Raw genomic sequence first — 18,750 nt, forward strand, 5'->3', positions numbered from 1 at the left:
CGACTCCAGGGGCGGCCACCCCCCTGACCAGAACTTCCCGGACAGGGCCTTGGCCTGGCTTCAGGGGCGGTGGGCGCCGGGCCGCCGAGTGGACGGGGGGGCGGCCGGGCGGGTCACCGGTCCGGCGGTGCGAACAGCTCGTCCTGTGCGGCGTCCCGCGCGGTGAGCAGCGCTCCGCGTAGCACGGCGCCGCCGCCCAGACCGCTCGGGCGCACCACCGTCACCAACGGCGACATCCGCCGCATCCGCTCCTCCACCCGCTGGGCCAGCACCTCCTCGCCGGCCTGCCCGACCTCTCCACCGAGGACCACACAACCGGGGTCGAGGATGGCGACCACGGAGGCGACACCGATGGCGAGACGGTCGGCGAGGGCATCGAGGAAACGGTCTGCGGACGCCGCGTCGTGAGCCTGGTCGGCAGGCGCCGCAGCACGGCGTGAGCCAGCCGCCCGCGCGTCGTCAGGCTGGTCGGCGGCGGCCGGCCCAGGGCTCGCGGCACCTGGGACACGGGCCCCCTCGCCGCCGTCCCCGGCGACCAGTGCCACGGCTTCCCTGACGACCCCCGCCGCCAGTGGCTCATGCGCGGCGAAGCCCTGGAGGGCCAAGCCGTACGAGCCCGCAAGCTCCGCGACCGCCGCAGAACCCGCCAGCGAGTGGAATCCCCCCTCGCAGTCCACCGCCGACGGCAGCCCCGACGTCCCCGGCACCGGCAGGAAGCCGATCTCGCCGGTCCCGCCGGAGGCCCCGCGGCGCAGGGCGCCGTCGAGGACCACGGCCGCGCCGGTGCCGTGGCCCAGCCACAGCAGGACGAAGGTGTCCCGGTCCCGGGCCGCCCCGTCGCGCTGTTCCGCGAGGGCGGCGAGGTTGGTCTCGTTCTCGACGTTGAAGCGGGCCTCGGGGAACCGTTCCTGAAGGGCCGCCACCAGTCGGCGGTGCCATTCGGGCAGGCCCGTGGAGTCGCGCAGCTCACCGGTGGCCGGGTCGATGAGGCCCGGGGCGCCGATGCCCACCGTATGGAGCCGGTCCGCGCCCGCCTCCTTTACGACCCGCTCCACCAGCGCCACCGCCTGTTCCACAGCGGTCCCGGTCCCCGTGTCGCCGTCGATCGGCACCGACGCCTCGGCGAGCACGGCCCCGACCAGGTCGGACACGACCACCGAGACGCCCTCGGTACGGACGTCCAGCGCCGCCAGATGGGCGCGGTCGGCGACGATGCCGTACAGCTTGGCGTTCGGCCCGCGCCGCTGTTCCCCCGCCTCGCCGACCACCGCGATCAGGCCGGCGACGGTGAGGCGTTCGACGAGGTCGGCGACGGTCGGCCGGGACAGGCCGGTCAGCTGCTTCAACTGCCCTGCCGTCAACGGGCCCTCCCGCTGCAGCAGGCGCAGGGCGAGCCGGTCGTTGATGGCCCGGGCGGTGCTCGGGGAAGCGGGCATGCCGGGATCCTCCCACGGCTGGTTTATTCGCTATCTATCAGGCAGGGTCCCTGATAGTTTACGGCAGCGAGCGCAGGGCCCGGAACCGCAGGGGGCCGTGAACCAGGGAGGGGCCGCAGAATGAGCGCAGTGGTCGACGAACAGCGCGAGGTGAAGCGCGCCCGGTACGCCGTGGCGGCCGTCTTCGCCGTACACGGCGCTGTCACCGGCTCGTTCGCGACACGGGTGCCGTGGATCCAGGACCATGCCGGGGTCAGCGCCGGCCAGCTGGGACTCGCGCTCGCCTTCCCCGCGCTCGGCGCCTCCGTCGCGATGCCGGTCGCGGGCAGCATCACCCACCGCTTCGGCGCCCGCAACGCCCTGCGCGGACTGATCGCCCTGTGGACGCTCGCCCTCGCGCTGCCTTCCTTGACCCCCAGCCTGCTGACCCTGTGCCTGGCCCTGTTCACCTTCGGTGCCACGGCGGGCATGGCGGACGTGGCGATGAACGCGCTCGGCGTGGAGGTCGAGAACCGCCTGGACCGGTCGATCATGTCGGGGCTGCACGGCATGTGGAGCGCGGGCGCCCTGGTCGGCTCGGCGGCCGGCACGATCGCGGCGCACCTGGGCACCGACGCCCGGCTGCACCACGCGCTCGCCGCGGCCACCCTCACCTTCCTCGGCGTCCTGGCCTGCCGGTGGGTGCTCGACCTTCAGCCCGCCGAGAACGAGGAGCCGCCGCCCCGGTTCGCCCTGCCGCCCCGGTCGGCGCTACTCATCGGCGCGGTCGGGTTCTGCGCGGTCTTCGCGGAGGGCGCGAGTCTGGACTGGTCGGCGGTCTATCTGCGGGACCAGCTGGACACCTCGGCCGGTCTCGCGGCGGCGTGCACGACCGGCTTCACGCTCACGATGGCGCTGGCCCGGATCGCCGGCGACAAGGTGGTGGACCGCTACGGCGCCGTCCGCACGGTCCGGTCCAGCGGCGTCCTCGCCACGCTCGGCGGCCTGCTCATCGTCGTGTCGGACCAGCCGGCCGTGGCGATGGCCGGGTTCGCGCTGCTGGGCCTGGGCATCGCGGTGGTCGTCCCGCTGTGCTTCGCGGCGGGGGGCCGCAGCGGCCCCAACCCCAGTCAGGCCATCGCGGGCGTCGCGACGATCACGTACACCTCGGGTCTCGTCGCCCCCGGCGCGATCGGCGGGCTCGCCCAGGCGACCAGTCTGATGGTGTCGTTCTGCGTGGTCACCCTCCTGGCGTCCGGCCTCGTCGTGTTCGCGGGAGTCCTGCGCGCCGGCGACCGCGACCGCCCGAAGGTCAGCCGCCCGGACACTGCGGTTCCCGAGCCGCGCCCCTGAGGGCCGCGCCTGCGGACGCCTGATCGGACGCCTGATCGGGCACCTAATGTCGAATGCGCCGGTTCCCGATCGACGTGAGGGCGAAGGCAGCACATCCCAGGACTTCAGGAGCACCCCATCGTGACCGTAACCGCGGATCTGGCCATCTCCCTCGACGGCTACGTCGCCGGCATGCGCGAGTGGTTGCGCCTGAATCAGATGAATCGGACAGAGCCCCGGCCGGCTGGTGAACCTGGCCGGGGCCCTGTCGCTCTGTCCGAGCCGGGTCACTTCACGAAGCGGTACTTCAGGTGGGTGGCGAGGGGGTGTCGACCACCCCATGACCACCGCTCCGGTGGCCTCGAGCCTGGCTCGGCTACAGCCGCACGAGCTGACCGTCGGCGCGCGAAGCAATGTGCTTCGGTGAGGTGTCCTCACGGCTGCCGTGGCGTACGTGGCCGGGGCGGGCGGCGAGGAGTCCTGCGACCGCCTCCGGCACCACCAGAGCGATCAGGACGGTCAGAGGCAACGCCCAGCCGTCGGTGGCGTCATGGAGCATCCCTATGGCCAGCGGGCCGAGGCCGGCCAGCAGGTAGCCGACGGTCTGCGCCATCCCCGAGAGGTCGGCGGCGGCCCGCGGGCCGTCCGTGCGCAGCCCGAGCAGCGTGATGGCCAAGGGGAAGGCGCCGCCGGTCGCCGCGCCGAGCAGGCACACCCACACCCAACCGAGAGCGGGCGCCAGCAGCAGGCCTGCGAGCGAGATCAGTTTCGCCCCGATCACCGCCACCACGAGAGGCCTCTGGCTGCGCATGCGGGCGGCGACGACGGGGACGACGAACCCCAGCGGGATGCCGATGGCCAGCATCACCGACATCATCAGCCCGGCCTGGCCGCGCGTGTGGCCGCTCGCGTGCATGATCTGCGGCAGCCACGCCACCAGCACGTAGAACATCAGCGACACCAGGCCGAGGAACGCCGACACCCACCAGGCCAGCGCGCATCGCAGTAATGATCCGCCAGATCCCCCTGTCGTCCTCGGCGCGGGAGGCGACTGCGACCCGCGATGCCTGCCGCGCGCTCCGGGGGCGGCCAGCAGCCACCACACCGCCACGGCCGGCACAGCGGGCACCGCCCACACCGCGAGCGCCGGCTGCCACCCGGCTGCGGTGCACAGCGGCACCGCGACGGCGGCGGCGAGTGCGCCGGAGACGGCCATGAGGGTCATGGCGAGGCCGGTGAACAGGCCGATCCGCTGGGCGAAGTGGTCCTTGATGACCGCGGGCATCAGTACGTTCCCGAGCGCGATACCGGCCCCGGACAGCACCGTTCCGGCGAAGAGCGCCGCCGGCCACGGAAGCGCCCGCACAGCGGCGCCGAGCGCCAGAACCCCGACGGCGACGCACACGGCGGTGTGCGTTCCGAACCGGCGGGCCAGGCGGGGGGCGAGCCAGGCGAAGACGCCCAGGCACAGGACCGGCAACGTCGCCAGCACGCTGACCTGGGTGTCGGAAAGGGTGAGTGCCTCCTGCACGTTCCCGATGAGCGGCGTCGTCCCCGTGATCGCCGCGCGGAGATTGATGGTCAGCAGAATCAGGCCGGCGATGAGCCACAGCCTGGTTTTCACGTGTGTTTCCCCCCATGCACGTGCGTTCCCCCATGGACGTGACGGCGGCCCTCTCCTCGGTCCTGGGAGAGAACCCTCTCCTCCGTCCCAGAGAGGGCCGCCGGGCTCACGAAACGCGTTCCGGTCAGACACGCACGCTGTGGTCGACCGGACACGTCGCCCTGCCCGCCGTACGGAACGCCGCACCGGCAGCCGTGCCGGAGACGGGCGTGCCGGAGACGGGCGTGCCGAGTTCCTTCAGGATCTCGTCGGACAGCAGGTCCTCCTTGCCCTTGAGGGCGTCGGCGACCTTTGTGTCGGAGACGAACACCAGCTCCGCGGCGACGTTGTCCTGAACGATCCGCGCCAGGTTGTCCAGCGCCACCCCGATCGGGTCCGACGGCAGCTGAGCCGTGGGGATGTCGATCAGGTGGGTGCCCACCTTCTTCTGGTTCATCATCGGCTTGATGATGATCTCGGCTTGGTTCAGCACCGACGTCGTCCAGATCGACAGCACCACCGTGTACAGGTCGGCCCAGGCGGCCTCACCGATCTGCGCCCGCCACTTCCTGCACAGGCCCTGCACGCCGGAGATCTGCGCCGCGGCGGCGTGCTGCATGTTGACCCGGATCGACGGGTAGACGCGCCCCGCGAAGACCTGGAACGAGGCGATGTCGAAGGCGCGGGCTCGGATGGAGTCGGCGATGAAGGTCAGCGCCTCGTCGAGGATCTTCGCGCAGGAGTCGTGCAGCGTCTGCGGCAGGTTCGCCGCGGCAAGGTTGTTCTTCGCGGTGGTCAACTTGTCCGCGAACGCCTGCAGCGGCGTCGTCCACGCGTCGGTGGCGGGACCCTTCATCGCCACCATGTCGAGGTCATGGGCGTCGATCCGGTCGGCGTTGGAGACGTTGGGGACCTTGTCCGACAGGTACTCCGCCAGCGTGGAGTAGATGCCCAGCGGGACGTGGGCGATGGACTTCGCCAGCTCGAACTCCTCCGCCACGGGGTGCTCGACGTACTGCTTGCCCTTGTGGATGAGGGTGAACGTGCCGCCCTTCGCGTCGTTCTGCACCACGATGACGGGCCCGAGATTCTTGACCAGGTCGGCCTTCAGCGCCGCGTAGTTGGTGCGCATCGCCGCGTTCACCGCGCGGATGGAGTCCCGGGCGGCGGTCTGAGTGGCCGCCGCGTCCACCGCGTCCACCGCGTCCACCGCTTCCGCGGCAGGGGCGGCGTCGAGGACGGATGATGCCGCGTTCGGCTGGGCGGCCGTATAGCCGAGGAACGTCGCGGCGCCGATGCCGCCCGCGCCACCGATGAATTTCCGTCGTGTTGCCATGACTTGCTCTCCGTAACGAATCGGTCGTCAGGTGTTCCCGCCGTGGGGAGCGGTGGCGTGGGGGGAACTGACCCGCCGGGAGCCACGAAGGGCCGGGACGCGGGGAGCAATGCAAGAAAGGAAAAGGAAGGGAAGGGAAGGGAAGGGAAGTTCCCTCTCCGACAGGCGTGGGGCTGCGGGACGCCGGAGAGGGAGGACCGCGGGGTGTTACGTCAGCGCGGTGTGGGTGGGAACGACGACGCCGTACAGGTCGGCGATCGTCGCCAGCGCGCTCTGGTGGATCTGCTCGGCGGACAGGCCGCCCCCGACCGACGGCAGCGGCCGGGTGGCGCAGGCATCCGCGACCACGGTGGGCTTGTGGCCGCGCAGGAACGCACCCTCGGCGGTGAACGTCACGCACATGTGCGTCATGAACCCGGCGATGACCAGGTTCTCGTTCCCCGCCCGGTCGACGAGCCCGCCGAGGTCGGTGTTCACGAAGGCGTTGGGGGCCTTCTTCACCACGGTCTGCTCGCCCTTCGCGGGCCTGACCCTGTCGTGGATCTCACCGATCGGCCTGCGGATGTCGTACGGGGTGTTCTCCCCGCCGTCATTGACGACGTGGATGATCTTCCCGCCCGCCTCGCGGGCCGCGCTCAGCAGCTCGGCCGCGGCGTCCAGGGCCGCCTGCCAGCCGGTCAGTTCCATCACACCCCGGGTGTAGGTGTTCTGGTAGTCGACCATGATCAAAGTGGCGGAGGCGAGCGAAGCCGGCTTGTCGGCCAGGCCGTTGAGCCCGCGCAGCGTGGTCGTGCCCGACGCGTCCGCGTCCGCCGCCTGCGCGGGGGTGGCGCCCAGCCGGGTGGCGCCGAACACCCCGGCGCCACCGACGGCGGCGGCACCGCCGACCTTCAGGAACCCACGGCGGGACCTGCTGCCGCGCCTCTCCCGCCGCTCCTGCCCCCGCTCTTCCTCCGTCATGTCAGGCCAGCTCTTTGCCGGAGGCGACGACCACGCCGTACGCGTCGGCGATGGCCGCCAGCGCGCTGCGGTGCAGCTCGTCGGCGGACACGTCCACGATCGACCGGGTGGCGCACGCGTCCGCCGGCACGGTGGGCTTGTTGCCGCGCAGGGCCGCCGACGCCGACGTGTACGCGATGCACATGTGGGTCATGAACCCGGCGACGATCACGGTCTCGTTCCCGGCCTCGTCCACGAGCTTGCCGAGTTCGGTCCCGTGGAAGGCGTCCGGGGCCTGCTTGACCACCACGGCCTCGCCGTCGACCGGCGCCACGCCGGGGTGGATCGCGCCGATCTCCGCGCGGATGTCGTACGGCGAACCCTCGCCGCCGTCGTGCTGGACGTGGATGACCTCGGCACCGGCCCGGCGGGCACGCGACAGCAGGTCCGACGCCGCTTCCAGGGCGGGCTTCCAGCCCTCGAGTTCCATCGCACCGCGGGTGTAGGTGTTCTGGTAGTCGACGAGGATGAGCGTCGAGGACGCGAGGGCCGGGGGGGTGGTGTCGGCGCCACCGAGTTCGCGCAGCGTCTTGCTTGCCACAGGTCTTCTCCAGGGTTTTTCCGGGGACTTGAGTACGTTGTTCAACAGACTGTTGAACACGCATGCGACGCTATGGCGTGAACCGGGGTGTCGGCAATGACGCGCTATTTGCAGAAACCGACGCCCGTGTCCGTGAGCGAAACGGGGGCTGCAGGGTGGGGACCGTGAACCGGTTGATCGTGATCGTGCTGTTCGAAGGCGTCGACCTCCTCGACGTCACCGGCCCACCGGAGGTGTTCTCCCTCGTCCCGCGTGAGACCACGGAGCGGATCGGCTACGAGGTCGTGCTGGCCGCCGAGACACCGGAGCCGGTGACGACGGCGGCCGGCGTGCGGATCCTGCCCGACACCACGTTCGACGAGGTCGGCGCACGGGCGATCGACACCCTGCTGGTGCCCGGCTCCGTCGAGGTCGACGCCGAGCGCCGCATCCACCCCGTCGTCGAGCCCGGCACGGTGGCCCGGGTGAAGGCGTTGGCCAACCGCAGTCGGCGCGTGGCCTCGGTGTGCGTCGGCGCGCACCTCCTCGCCGCCGCGGGGCTCCTAGACGGCAAGCGCGCCACCACGCACTGGTCGACCGCCGAGCGGCTCGCCGCCGACCATCCGGCGGTGCGGGTCGACCCGGATCCGATCTTCATCCGCGAGGAGGGCGAGGTCTGGACCGGCGCGGGGATCAGCGCCTGCCTGGATCTGTCCCTCGCGCTGGTCGCGGAGGACTTCGGCGAGCCGGTCGCGCTGCGCGTAGCCCGCCAGCTCGTGATGTACCTGAAGCGACCCGGCGGGCAGTCCCAGTTCAGCGTGTCGTTGGAGCAGGTGTCCACGACGCGGCGGATCGAAGACCTCCGGCACCACATCCTGAACAACATCGGCCGGCGCCTGACCGTCCCGGACCTGGCCGCGTACGCGCATGTCAGCGACCGGCAGCTCACCCGGATCTTCAAGACCGAACTCGGCACGACCCCGCACGCCTACATCGAGTCGGTCCGGGTCGAGCTGGCCGGCAACCTGCTGGAGACCACCGACGACACGCTCGAACGGGTCGCCTCCCGCTGCGGGTTCGGCACCGTCGACACCCTCATCCGGGCCTTCCGCCGCCGTCTCGCCACGACTCCGAGCGAGTACCGGGCCCGGTTCCGCGCCACCACGGTCCGGCCCACGCCGCAGCTCGCGCTCCCTCAGCGCGCCAAGTCGTAGGCGTACGACGCCGTGAAGGTCCCCGGGCTCCCCTGGCACCCGTCCGACTCCCCCGGCAGCTTCACCCACAGGTAGGCGTCGATTCGCGCCTCGCCGGTGCCCAGCGTCGGCGCCCGGCCCAGCTTGCGGCCCGCCGGATCGCACCACTCCCCGTCGGCCGGGGCCCCGGCGCCGTTGCGGCTGGTGTCGATGACGGCGCCCAGGCCGGCCGGGCCGTCGAGGGCGTCGAGGACCCGCCGGTCGTAGGCGATCTCGTCGGTGGTGGCGTGGAAGTTGGAGACGTTGCTGAAGATTCCGTCGGAGGACGCGGCCGAGGCGGCGCCGGCCTGCCTCAGCCGCTCCGCCTGCTTCGCGGGCGTGTTCCAGCCGGAGTGCCCGGCGTCGTAGTAGACGCGTGCCTTGGGGTTCGCGGCCTTGAAGGCGCGGCCCGCGCGGGCCAACGAGGCGAAGCGGTCGGCGCGTTCCCTGTCGGAGAGGCACTCGGACTGGGCGATGGAGTCGGGCTCCAGGATCACGATGACGTCGCCGGAGCCCAGCCCCGCGGCGAACCTGTCGATCCAGGCGTCGTAGGCGTCGAGGTCGGGCGCGCCGCCCTCGGAGTACCCGCCGCAGTCACGGTCCGGTATCGCGTACGGCACGACCACCGGCACCCGCCCCAGCGCCGACCCGCCCGAAGTGACCGCGCGGACCCGGGCGGTGACGGTGTCCGGCGTGAAGTCGGCGAACCACACCGCGGCCGGCTGGGCGGCGATCCGGGACTCTATGACGTCGTGGCGCGGGTCGCCGGCGTGGTCGCGGACCCACTCGAGGACCTGGGAGTCGGGGTGGCGGTAGAGGCGGGCGGACACCACGGCCGGCTGCCGCCTCCCCTCGGTCCTGGTCGGCGAGGGCGCGGGGCTCGTAGGACCGGCCGTTTTCCGCGGAGTTGGTGAAGCGGGCGTCGGCGAAGGGGACTTGGTGACCGACGGGGAGGCCGAGGGCACGAGCGGCAGGGACTGAAGGCTCGGTGAGCGCGTCGTCTCGGGCGGCCCGGCCTCGTCGGAACCCCGGCTGCCGTCGAGCGCGGAGATCATGCCGGTCACGGTGCCGACGGCGACCACGACGGAGGCAGCCACGACCATGGCATGGCGCCGGGCCGCCTTCCTGCGCTCGGACCTGCGTGCGGCCAGTCGCTGGGCACGTAAGCCTGGCACCGTCCTGCTCCCCCTCCCCCACAGCGAGCGCGTTCCCCCGTTCTGGGGAAGCGCCGGGCTCGCCGACACTTCCGCCAGCCTAAAGCTGGGACTCTGCCCCCATGGCGCAATGCGAACAATTCACCACAGCTGTGGACGCGGTCATCTCCCGTATGCGCGCCCTCGACGCGGCCCTGCCCGAAGCCGACGGGGTCGCGGTCTTCAACCGCGTCTACCTCGGCGTCACGGAGGCGGTGGACCGGCACATCGACGGCGGCCGGTTCACGGACGCGCGGGCCGCGATCACGCTGGACGTTCGGTTCGCGGAGCGGTATCTCGCGGCGGTGCGAACGGCTGAGGACGAGGGGCGCCCACCCGCCTGCTGGCGGCCCCTGTTCCAGATGCGCCGCCATCCCGGCGTACGACCGCTGCAGTTCGCGCTCGCGGGCATCAATGCGCACATCGGGCACGACCTGGCGCTCGCCGTGGTGGACGCCTGTCGTAGCCTCGACTGCGCACCCGCCGATCTGGAGGACGAGTTCGATCGCGTGGGTGATCTCCTCGTCTCGCTGGAGGAGCGCATCCGCGAAGATCTGATGCCGGGTCCCGACCTGCTCCAGATCGCCGACCCGCTCACCCATCTGCTCGGCTCCTGGAGCCTGGAGCGGGCCCGGGACGCCACCTGGTCGGCGGCCCGCGCCCTGTGGGCGCTGCGCCGACTGCCGGACGTCGCCGAGGAGTTCACCGAGCGGCTGGACGGGGCGGTGGGGTTCGCGGGACGCATGCTGCTCACGCCACTGCCGGACTGATCCGGCCACTCCTGTGCCGAGGTGCCTCAACTCGTAGATGAACGTTGTACGTTCGACATGACTGGACCTCTTGCAAAGGAGCACAGGCATGGCGACTCGGCTCGGACTCGCACTCCCCCAGAACAGGCAGTACGACCTCGGCAAGGACGTCCCGGACGTGGCGCGCGCCGCGGAGGCGGTCGGCTACGAGAGTCTGTGGGTGTACGAGCGGGCGCTGTTCCCCGAGCCCGCCACCCAGGGCCTGTACGGCATCGAGGGCCTGCCCTGGCCGGACGACTACCGCGGGGTCGCCGACCCGTTGGTCACGCTGACGCTGGCGGCCGCGGCCACCGAGCGTGCCCGGCTCGGCACCAGCGTGCTGGTGGCCCCGCTGCACGTGCCCTTCCAGCTCGCCAAGTCGCTCGCCACCCTGGACGCGGCGAGTGGCGGCCGGGTCGTCGCGGGCCTGGGCAGCGGCTGGTCGCACGACGAGTACGCGGCCGCCTCCGTCCGTCCCTTCGAGGAGCGCGGCCAGGTCCTCGACGAGGTGATCGAGGTCTGCCGCGCGGTGTGGGGCCCGGATCCGGTGTCGTACGACGGCCGGATCACGAAGATCGCCCCCGCCGTGGTCGGCCCCAAGCCCGCCCGGCCCCTCCCGATCCTGCTCGCCGCCGCCACCCGCAAGGCGCGGCGCCGGCTCGTGGACCACGCCGACGGGTGGATGCCGGTCGCCTTGAGCGCCGAGTCGCTGGCCAAGCAGTGGCAGGAGCTGCAGGACCTGGCCGCCGAGCGGGGCCGCACGGAACCGATCCAGACGGTCGTGCGCACCAACGCGCGCTATTCCGCCAAGGGATACGAGGGTTCCGACCGCCAGCCCTTCCACGGCAGCGTGGACCAGATCGTCGAGGACCTGGCCGCGTACGCCGAGGTCGGCCTGGACGAGATCTTCGTCGACCTCCAGAGCACCGTGCGCGACGCCCAGGAACTCAAGGACGTCGCCGCGGAGGTGTACGAGAAGGCGCGGGCAGCCGGGATCTGACCCTCTTCCACGAGCCACGAGCCACGAGCCGCGAGCCACGGACTACGGGCTCAGTCCTCGGGCAGCTCGACCGGCGCGATCTCGTCGTACACGTCGCCCGGCCCCGGGTTGCTCGGGTCGGTCGCCCCGCCGAAGTGGTGCATGACGCCCCAGACCGCGTTCAGCGCGGTCTGGATCGCGCCCTCGGCCCAGCCGGCCGTCCAGGAGATGTCGTCACCGGCGAGGAAGATGCCCCGCTTGTCCTCGGCCAGCCGGTCCTGCATGAAGTGCGTGAACAGGCGCCGCTGGTAGCGGTAGTGGCCGGGCAGGTTGGCCTTGAACGCGCCCATGAAGTACGGCTCGTTCTCCCACGACACCGTCACCGGGTTGCCGATGATGTGCTTGCGGATGTCGACCTTCGGGTAGATCTCGCCGAGCGACTTCAGCATGACCTCCATCCGCTCGTTCGCGGACAGCGGCAGCCACTTCAGGCTGTCGTCGCACCAGGTGTACGACAGGCAGATGACCGCCGGCTTGTCCGGGCCGTCGTCCAGCAGGTAGGTCCCGCGGGTCATGCGGTCGGTGAGCGTCATCGACATGACGTCCCGGCCCGTCGGATTGCCCCTGTCGTCGACGGCCTTGTCGAGCCAGAACGGGCGGTCGACCGGCACGAAGAGCTTCGAGCTCTCCATGTAGTGGGTGCGCTCGATGGCCGTCCAGTGGTCGATCGGGAAGAGCGAGTCGTCGCAGGCGATCTTCGACAGCAGCATCCAGGACTGCGCGGTGAAGACGGCGGCCTGGTACGTACGGATGTCGCCGTGCGCGTCGGTCACGGTGATCCGGTTGCCCGCGGTGCGGTGCAGCCGGGTCACGGCCGGGCGGGGCTCGCCGTTCTCGTGCAGGCTCGCCAGCGAGGTGCCGTAGGCCCAGTGGACGATCTTCTCCGGCTCGCGCTCCCACAGACGCAGCGGCAGCTGCTGGGAGCCGCCGACGATGCCGCGGTGGTGGTCGTCGGCCTCGGTGTAGACGACGCGCAGGATCTCCAGGATGGAGTTCGGGAAGTCGGTGTCCCAGCCGCCGGTGCCGAAGCCGACCTGGCCGAAGATCTCGCGGTGCCGGAAGGACTTGAAGGCCTCGGAGTCGCAGAGGAAGCCGTAGAAGGTCTGGTTGTCGAGCTTCTCGACGAGCTTGGCCCAGATCTCGCGGATGCGCGGCACGTCGCGCTCGCGCATCGCCTGGTTCATGTCGGAGAAGTCGGCGCCCTCTTCGAGGCACTTGTTCCAGGCGTCGGCGACGTCCCGGTAGACCTGCGGGAGGTCCTCGACCGTCTCGGCGTAGTGCGACTCGCCCTTGAGGTCGACGACCGTCGAAGGGGTCGCCTCCGCAAGGGGGTTGGGGAAGGGACGGGTCTGCAGACCGGCCAGGTCGATGTAGTGCTGGAGCGCCGTGGAGGACGGCGGGAACCGCATCGCGCCCATCTCGGCGGTCAGTCCCTCGGTGCCCGGGCCGTCGAAGCCGACGGTCCGCAGTCGCCCGCCGATCTGGTCGGCCTCGTACACGACCGGCTTGAGGCCCATCTTCATCAGCTCGTACGCGGCCACGATGCCGGAGAGCCCGCCGCCGATGACCGCGACCTCGGTGCCGTGCTCGGTCGCGGGTATCTGGCCGAGCCCCGCCGGGTGGGCGAGGAAGTCGTCGTACGCGTACGGGAAGTCCGGGCCGAACATGGTGATCGGCGGCTGCTGCTCGTCGGCGTGCTGGACGGCGTTGGGCACCGTGGACGTCATGGGGTACGGACTCCTTGCGCAAACAGGGACTGCGGGGGCAGAGGCTCAGATCAGGGACCCGTAGAGACCGGGGCGGCGGTCCTTCAGGTACGGGTTCGCCTCGCGGGACGCGGCGAGGAAGGCCGGGTCGACGTCGGCGAGGACGAGCTCCTCACCGCGGCCGGCGCGGGTGCGCGCGATCCCGTCGGGACCGGCGAGAGTGGAGAGGCCGACGAACTCGAACTCCCCTTCCTGGCCGATCCGGTTGACGTACGCGACGTACATCTGGTTCTCGAAGGCCCGCACCGGGATCATCGACTCGGCGACGAACTGGAACGGGTGCATCTGCGCCGTCGGGACGATGAGCAGGTCGGTGCCGGCGAGGGCGTGGGCGCGGACGTTCTCCGGGAACTCGACGTCGTAGCAGATCAGGATGCCGACGCGGAGGCCGTCGAGCTCGGCCTGGACGACCGGCTGGTTCCCCGGCGTGAAGTGCTCGCGCTCGAAGCAGCCGAAGAGGTGGGTCTTGCGGTGGTTGGCGAGACGGGTCCCGTCGGCGGAGATCAGCTGGGCGGAGTTGAAGACGGCGTCGCCGGCCCGCTCGGGGTAGCCGTAGGCGATCGCCAGGCCGTGCCTCGTCGCGGTCTCGGCGATCGCGTCCGCGCAGTCGCCGTCGGCGGGCTCGGCGAGGCGGGCGATGTCGTCGCCGATCGCATAGCCGGTCAGGAACATCTCCGGCGCGACCAGCAGCCCGGCGCCCGCGGCGGCGGCACGGCCCGCGGCCTCGTCGAGGACCTTGAGGTTCTCGACGGTGGAGCCGGGGCGGCCGGAGCTCTGGAGCAGGGCGGTGCGCATGCGGGTTCCTCACCGGGCGGAAGGGGGGCAGGGGCCGTGTAGGGGCCACGTAGACGGTACGGGCGGCTGAGCAGGGCGGACAAGAAGGAGCCGTTGCGCGCCGGTGAGCGGTTCGTTGCGTGCGACGGGGGGTGGGCGGCGATTCGTTGCGCGACCTCGGTCGTAGCCCCGGTCCTCCGCCAAGCGCATGCCCGGCCGGTCTCCCCCGCCGGACGGCTGAGGTGGGGTCCCGTCTCCGGCGCGATGTGGTGCGGGCGCGGCGCCGGGAGAGTGGGGACTGTCCACTTGACCTGCAGAAAGGACCGCCATGAAGCGCCGTACGAAGATCGTCGTGCTCGGCTCCGCACTGCTGCTCACCGCCGGAGCGGCCACTGCCGCGACCGCCGCCACCGCGTCGGACGCGCCGGACGCGCCGGCGCAGCGAGAGGCCGCCGCGCTCACCGGCACCGCCAAGCTGTACCGCTCGGCCGGGGACGACATCACCTTCTCCTTCGACGCGCACCTCGCCGGCGCGGACAAGGCCGACCCGATGAAGGCGACCGGCACCTTCGAGTGGAGCCACTACGTGAACGGCGAGGGCGCCTGGGCCAAGGCGAAGGTCGACTGCCTCGTCACCGGGGGCAAGGTGGCCGTCGTCTCCGGCGTGGTCACCGACACGGACCTGCCGGGCGAGAAGGGCAAGCGGGTGGGCATCACGGTGCACGACCTCGGCCGCCACGACCGGCTCGGCTACAGCTGGGCGACGACCGAGGACCTGGGCCCGAAGGACCTGCCCAGGTGCGTGAGCTCGGCGCCCTTCGAGAAGGTCAAGAAGGGCACCGGCGATTTCACGGTCGTGCCGTGGCAGCCCGAGTTCTAGCCAGGGCCAGGGCCAGCGCCGTCACCAGGTAGGGAACCGCGAGCACCGCGAACACGGTGCTGTGCGCCGCCCTCGCGCCGAGCAGCGCGTACACGCCGAACGTGGCGACCGTGACCAGCTCGGTGCCCAGGCTCGCGACGGAGGTGAGGGTGGCCCGGCGGGACGCCTCGATACGGTGCTGGAGGCGGACGTCGGCGAGCACCTCCGCCAGCTGGACCCCACCGAAGGCGAGGCCGACGAGTGCGATGCCGGCCGTGGTGCCGGCCGCGGCTCCCACGGCCAGAGCGAGCGCGGCGCCCGCGAGCAGCGCCGCGAGCCCTCCCGTGCCGAGGCGTTCGGCCGGTCCGGTCAGGAGGCTTCCGGCGGTGACGCCCGCCCAGATCAGCAGGATCAGCCAGGGGACGGTCGCCTCGGCGACGCCGATGTCCCGGACCAGCAGCGGGGTGTACTCGTCGAGCGCCCCCCATACGGCGGCGACGGCGGGGATCAGCAGCAGCGCGCCGCGCACCGAACGGTCCCTGCGGACCTCGGCGAGCCCGGTCCGCAGGGTCGTCGCCCAGCTGTCGTCCCCGGTCTCCGGCCGCACCCGGTGCTCCGGGAACCGGGCCGCCGTGGCGGCGGTCAGCAGACAGGCCAGGATGCTCGCCACGCCGACCGCCGGGTAGCCGCCCAGCGCGAGGACGGGCCCCGCGAGTCCGGCGGAGGTCATCGTCCCCACCAGTCGCGCGGCCCGGGCCCGGCCCATCACCCGCGCATACCGGTCGACGGCATCCAGCCGGTCCAGCTCGTCGTACACCAGCGCCTCCAGCGCACCGGAGCCGAGCGCTCCGCCGGCGCCCCACAGGACGAAGCCGAGCGCGAAGGCCCCGTACGACGGGAGCAGCACCCACAGCCCGAAGCCGAGGGCCGTGAGCAGCTGGCCGAGCCACAGCAGCCGCCGCCGCGAGACGGCGTCGGCCCAGGCACCGGAGGGGACCTCCAGCAGGACGCCGGTGACCGACCACAGGGCGAACAGGGAGGAGATCTGCCAGAGCGACAGGCCGGTGTCGGCGAACAGCAGCGCGTACACCGGGTAGAGCAGGACGAAGTCGTCGAGGAACGAGTAGCCGTACAGCGTGGCCGTGAGCCGCCGGACACCGGTGGCGGGCACACGCGCAGGTGAGAGTGTCATGAGGCCTTCCCGCAGGGACTGTTCGGACACCGGGGGTACGGCGTCCGAGGCGGCCCTCGGGAGGCACGGCTGGTGGATCAATGTCGCCAGGTCATGGCATCGATGGTAGGCGGGTCGGGGGCGGGGACGCAGCGGAATTTCCGCCGGGGCGCCCTCCGCCAGGAGGAGTCCGACGCCGCGTGCCTCCGCCGAGCGGCGACGGAGGTCGGCCCGCGGGAGGACGCCGGTGCGCGAGGCCACGCGCGAGACTGCCGGCATGGACGCCACCGAGATCCACGACCTGCCGTTCATCGACGCGCACACGTCGGTCGTCGCCGCGCGGCCGGACGCCGTCTGCCAGGCCATCGCCGACACCATGGACCACCAGTTCGCGGCCCGGCCCACCACGGTCCTGACACGCCTGCTCGGCTGCGCCGACCGCTCGCCGATCCCCGGGTTCCATGTGGTCACCGCGGTACCGGGCAAGGAGCTGGCCCTCGCCGGAAGCCACCGCTTCTCGACGTACGCCTTGGTGTTCCACCTGGACGAGACAGGTCCGGGGAGCACCCGAGTGCGGGCCGAGACCCGAGCCCGGTTCCCCGGCCCGGCAGGGGCCGTCTACCGACGGCTCGTCATCGGCACGGGCGGGCACGCCGTGCTCGTACGGCGCATGCTGACGTCGGTGCGCAAACGCGCCCCTCAGGGGCGCGGGGAACTGCGCGACAAGCCCCCACCGGCCCGCAGGTGAACCACCGCACCCCCGCGGAGCGCTACGTGGGCGACCCGGAGGAAAACCTTCGCAGCAACGGCGACAACACCAGCACCGACTTGGTCCGCTCCACGAACGGCTCCCCCGCGATCCGCTCCAGGACCCGCTCGAAGTGCCGCATGTCGGAGGCGAAGACCTGCACGACCGCGTCCGCCTCACCGGTGACGGTGGACGCGGCCACGACCTCCTGATACCGCTCCAGCCCCCGCTGGATCGTCTCCGGCGAGGTGTTGCGCCGGCAGTAGATCTCGACGAACCCCTCGGTCTCCCAGCCGAGCGCCGCCGGGTCCACCCGTACGGTGAATCCGGTGATGGCTCCGGTGGCGCGCAGCCGGTCCACGCGCCGTTTCACGGCGGGCGCGGACAGGCCGACGAGTTGCCCGATGTCCGCGTAGGAGCGGCGGGCGTCCTCGGCGAGGGCGTGCACGATGCGTTCGTCGAGATCGTTCAGCACTGCGGGTGGTTCACTTCACTTCTGGTGTCGCAAGACGGGAACGGCGATAGCCGTAGAGGAAGTAGAACACGAGACCCGCTGCCATCCAGCACCCGAAGACGACCCAGGTCACGGTGTCCAGGCTGAACATGTTGTACGCGCAGAACAGGAAGCCCAGCACCGGCAGCACCGGCCCGAACGGCACCCTGAACGTGCGCTCGAGCTCCGGCCGCCGGTAACGCAGGACGATCACCGCGATGTTGACCAGCCCGAAGGCGAACAGCGTGCCGATGCTGGTGGCGTCGACGAGCTTGCCCAGCGGGATGAGGGCGGCGAGCGCACCGCAGAACAGGGACACGATGACCGTGTTGAGGCGGGGCGCGCCGGTCTTCCGGTGGACCTTGCCGAGCGCCTTGGGCACCAGGCCGTCGCGGGACATCGCGAAGAGGATGCGGGTCTGGCCGTAGAGCACGGTGAGCACGACGCTCGCGATGGAGATGACCGCGCCGAGGGCGAGCAGGGTGCCCCAGAAGGACTGGCCGCTGACGTCCGTCATGATCGCGGCGAGGGAGGCTTCCGAGCCCTCGAACTTGGTCCAGTCCCAGGCGCCGACGGCGACGCCCGCGACGAGCACGTACAGCGCGGTGACGATGATCAGCGAGAGCATGATCGCCCGCGGCAGGTCCCGCTTGGGGTCCTTGGCCTCCTCGCCGGCGGTGGAGGCGGCGTCGAAGCCGATGTAGGAGAAGAAGAGCGTGGCACCCGCGGCGCTCACGCCCGTCATGCCGAGCGGCATGAAGTCGGCGTAGTTGCCGGACTTGAAGCCCATGAAGCCGACCGCGCAGAACAGCACCAGCGCGATGATCTTGACGGCGACCATGATCGTGTTGGCGCGGGCGGACTCGCGCACGCCGCCGAGCAGGAAGACCATCGCCAGCATCACGACGATCAGGGCGGGCAGGTTGATGACCCCGCCCTCACCGGGCGCCGAGGACAGCACGGCCGGGACGGTGACGCCTATGGTCCCGTCGAGCAGCTCGTTGAGGTACTCACCCCAGCCGACGGCGACGGCGGCCACCGACACGCCGTACTCCAGCACCAGACACCAGCCGCAGATCCAGGCGACGAGCTCACCCATCGTTGCGTACGCATACGAGTACGAGGAGCCCGCGACCGGGATGCTGCCCGCCAGCTCGGCGTACGACAGGGCCGAGAACAGCGCCGTGAGACCGGCGATCACGAAGGCCAGGGTGACCGCGGGGCCGGCCTTGGGGACGGCGTCGCCGAGGACGACGAAGATGCCGGTGCCGAGGGTGGCACCGATGCTGATCATGGTGAGCTGCCACAGGCCCAGGGAGCGCCGCAGGGACCCTCCCTCGCCCTGGCCACCCTCTTCGACCAGGTGTTCCACCGGCTTGCGACGCAACAGGCGCGCACCGACACCCGGGGACGGTGGGCCTGACTGGGTGCGGTCCTGCGGGGGTGCGCCTTGATCGAGCACGCGCTGACTCCTTCGTCGCT

The 18,750-nt window shown here is 71.6% G+C and carries 17 protein-coding genes; 6 read left to right on the forward strand and 11 right to left on the reverse strand.

Annotated features, from left to right (window positions below; genetic code table 11):
- Positions 1-113: 113 nt before the first annotated feature.
- The gene (locus AB5J49_RS08375; protein ID WP_369167886.1) at positions 114-1,436 is read right to left on the reverse strand and encodes an ROK family transcriptional regulator; all 1,323 of its coding nucleotides are present in this window, start codon (positions 1,434-1,436) and stop codon (positions 114-116) included.
- A gap of 120 nt (positions 1,437-1,556) precedes the next feature.
- On the opposite strand from AB5J49_RS08375, the gene AB5J49_RS08380 reads away from it, so the two are divergent.
- Entirely contained in the window at positions 1,557-2,768 is a 1,212-nt protein-coding gene (locus AB5J49_RS08380; RefSeq protein WP_369167887.1) for an MFS transporter, read from the forward strand.
- Positions 2,769-3,123: 355 nt separating this feature from the next.
- On the opposite strand, the gene AB5J49_RS08385 is transcribed toward AB5J49_RS08380, so the two are convergent.
- From AB5J49_RS08385 to AB5J49_RS08400, 4 genes are all read right to left on the reverse strand, one after another.
- Positions 3,124-4,371 (reverse strand): MFS transporter, encoded by a 1,248-nt coding sequence (locus AB5J49_RS08385; protein WP_369167888.1) that lies wholly within the window; start codon positions 4,369-4,371, stop codon positions 3,124-3,126.
- A gap of 124 nt (positions 4,372-4,495) precedes the next feature.
- Positions 4,496-5,686 (reverse strand): hypothetical protein, encoded by a 1,191-nt coding sequence (locus AB5J49_RS08390; protein ID WP_369167889.1) that lies wholly within the window; start codon positions 5,684-5,686, stop codon positions 4,496-4,498.
- 207 nt (positions 5,687-5,893) lie between these two features.
- A complete protein-coding gene (locus AB5J49_RS08395) occupies positions 5,894-6,523 on the reverse strand; it encodes an isochorismatase family protein (protein ID WP_369175078.1) in 630 nt (209 codons plus the stop codon).
- A 124-nt stretch (positions 6,524-6,647) separates the two neighbouring features.
- A complete protein-coding gene (locus AB5J49_RS08400; protein ID WP_369167890.1) occupies positions 6,648-7,226 on the reverse strand; it encodes a cysteine hydrolase family protein in 579 nt (192 codons plus the stop codon).
- Between the two features lie 155 nt (positions 7,227-7,381).
- On the opposite strand from AB5J49_RS08400, the gene AB5J49_RS08405 reads away from it, so the two are divergent.
- Positions 7,382-8,419 carry a GlxA family transcriptional regulator gene (locus tag AB5J49_RS08405; protein WP_369167891.1) on the forward strand — a complete coding sequence of 346 codons (1,038 nt, stop codon included), beginning with the start codon at positions 7,382-7,384 and terminating at the stop codon, positions 8,417-8,419.
- Here the strand turns inward: AB5J49_RS08405 and AB5J49_RS08410 are convergent.
- Positions 8,401-9,540: a glycoside hydrolase family 6 protein gene (locus AB5J49_RS08410; protein ID WP_369175079.1), complete on the reverse strand. Its 1,140-nt coding sequence runs from the start codon at positions 9,538-9,540 to the stop codon at positions 8,401-8,403. The genes AB5J49_RS08405 and AB5J49_RS08410 overlap by 19 nt on opposite strands.
- A 173-nt stretch (positions 9,541-9,713) precedes the next feature.
- Between AB5J49_RS08410 and AB5J49_RS08415 the strand changes: the two genes are divergently transcribed.
- Both AB5J49_RS08415 and AB5J49_RS08420 read left to right on the forward strand, forming a co-directional pair.
- Positions 9,714-10,400 (forward strand): DUF5995 family protein, encoded by a 687-nt coding sequence (locus AB5J49_RS08415; protein WP_369167892.1) that lies wholly within the window; start codon positions 9,714-9,716, stop codon positions 10,398-10,400.
- 88 nt (positions 10,401-10,488) lie between these two features.
- On the forward strand, positions 10,489-11,418 hold the full coding sequence (locus tag AB5J49_RS08420; RefSeq protein ID WP_369167894.1) for an LLM class F420-dependent oxidoreductase: 930 nt from the start codon (positions 10,489-10,491) through the stop codon (positions 11,416-11,418).
- 50 nt (positions 11,419-11,468) lie between these two features.
- Here AB5J49_RS08420 and AB5J49_RS08425 read toward each other — a convergent pair whose 3' ends face one another.
- Positions 11,469-13,184, reverse strand: coding sequence for a flavin monoamine oxidase family protein (locus AB5J49_RS08425; protein WP_369167896.1), 1,716 nt, complete (start codon positions 13,182-13,184; stop codon positions 11,469-11,471).
- 45 nt (positions 13,185-13,229) lie between these two features.
- Complete coding sequence (locus tag AB5J49_RS08430; protein WP_369167897.1) at positions 13,230-14,018, reverse strand: carbon-nitrogen hydrolase family protein; 789 nt, start codon at positions 14,016-14,018, stop codon at positions 13,230-13,232.
- Between the two features lie 307 nt (positions 14,019-14,325).
- On the opposite strand from AB5J49_RS08430, the gene AB5J49_RS08435 reads away from it, so the two are divergent.
- Positions 14,326-14,877, forward strand: a complete 552-nt coding sequence (locus tag AB5J49_RS08435; RefSeq protein ID WP_369167898.1) for a Repetin — start codon at positions 14,326-14,328, stop codon at positions 14,875-14,877.
- On the opposite strand, the gene AB5J49_RS08440 is transcribed toward AB5J49_RS08435, so the two are convergent.
- A complete protein-coding gene (locus tag AB5J49_RS08440; RefSeq protein WP_369167899.1) occupies positions 14,846-16,048 on the reverse strand; it encodes an MFS transporter in 1,203 nt (400 codons plus the stop codon). The two genes, AB5J49_RS08435 and AB5J49_RS08440, sit on opposite strands and share 32 nt — an antisense overlap.
- Positions 16,049-16,304: 256 nt before the next feature.
- On the opposite strand from AB5J49_RS08440, the gene AB5J49_RS08445 reads away from it, so the two are divergent.
- Positions 16,305-16,775: a hypothetical protein gene (locus tag AB5J49_RS08445; RefSeq protein ID WP_369167900.1), complete on the forward strand. Its 471-nt coding sequence runs from the start codon at positions 16,305-16,307 to the stop codon at positions 16,773-16,775.
- 22 nt (positions 16,776-16,797) lie between these two features.
- Here AB5J49_RS08445 and AB5J49_RS08450 read toward each other — a convergent pair whose 3' ends face one another.
- Complete coding sequence (locus tag AB5J49_RS08450; RefSeq protein WP_015661832.1) at positions 16,798-17,250, reverse strand: Lrp/AsnC family transcriptional regulator; 453 nt, start codon at positions 17,248-17,250, stop codon at positions 16,798-16,800.
- Positions 17,251-17,260: 10 nt separating this feature from the next.
- Positions 17,261-18,730, reverse strand: a complete 1,470-nt coding sequence (locus AB5J49_RS08455) for an amino acid permease (protein WP_369167902.1) — start codon at positions 18,728-18,730, stop codon at positions 17,261-17,263.
- Between the last annotated feature and the right edge of the window lie 20 nt (positions 18,731-18,750).

It is taken from the genome of Streptomyces sp. R28 (assembly GCF_041052385.1).
In the GTDB taxonomy this organism is placed as follows: domain Bacteria; phylum Actinomycetota; class Actinomycetes; order Streptomycetales; family Streptomycetaceae; genus Streptomyces.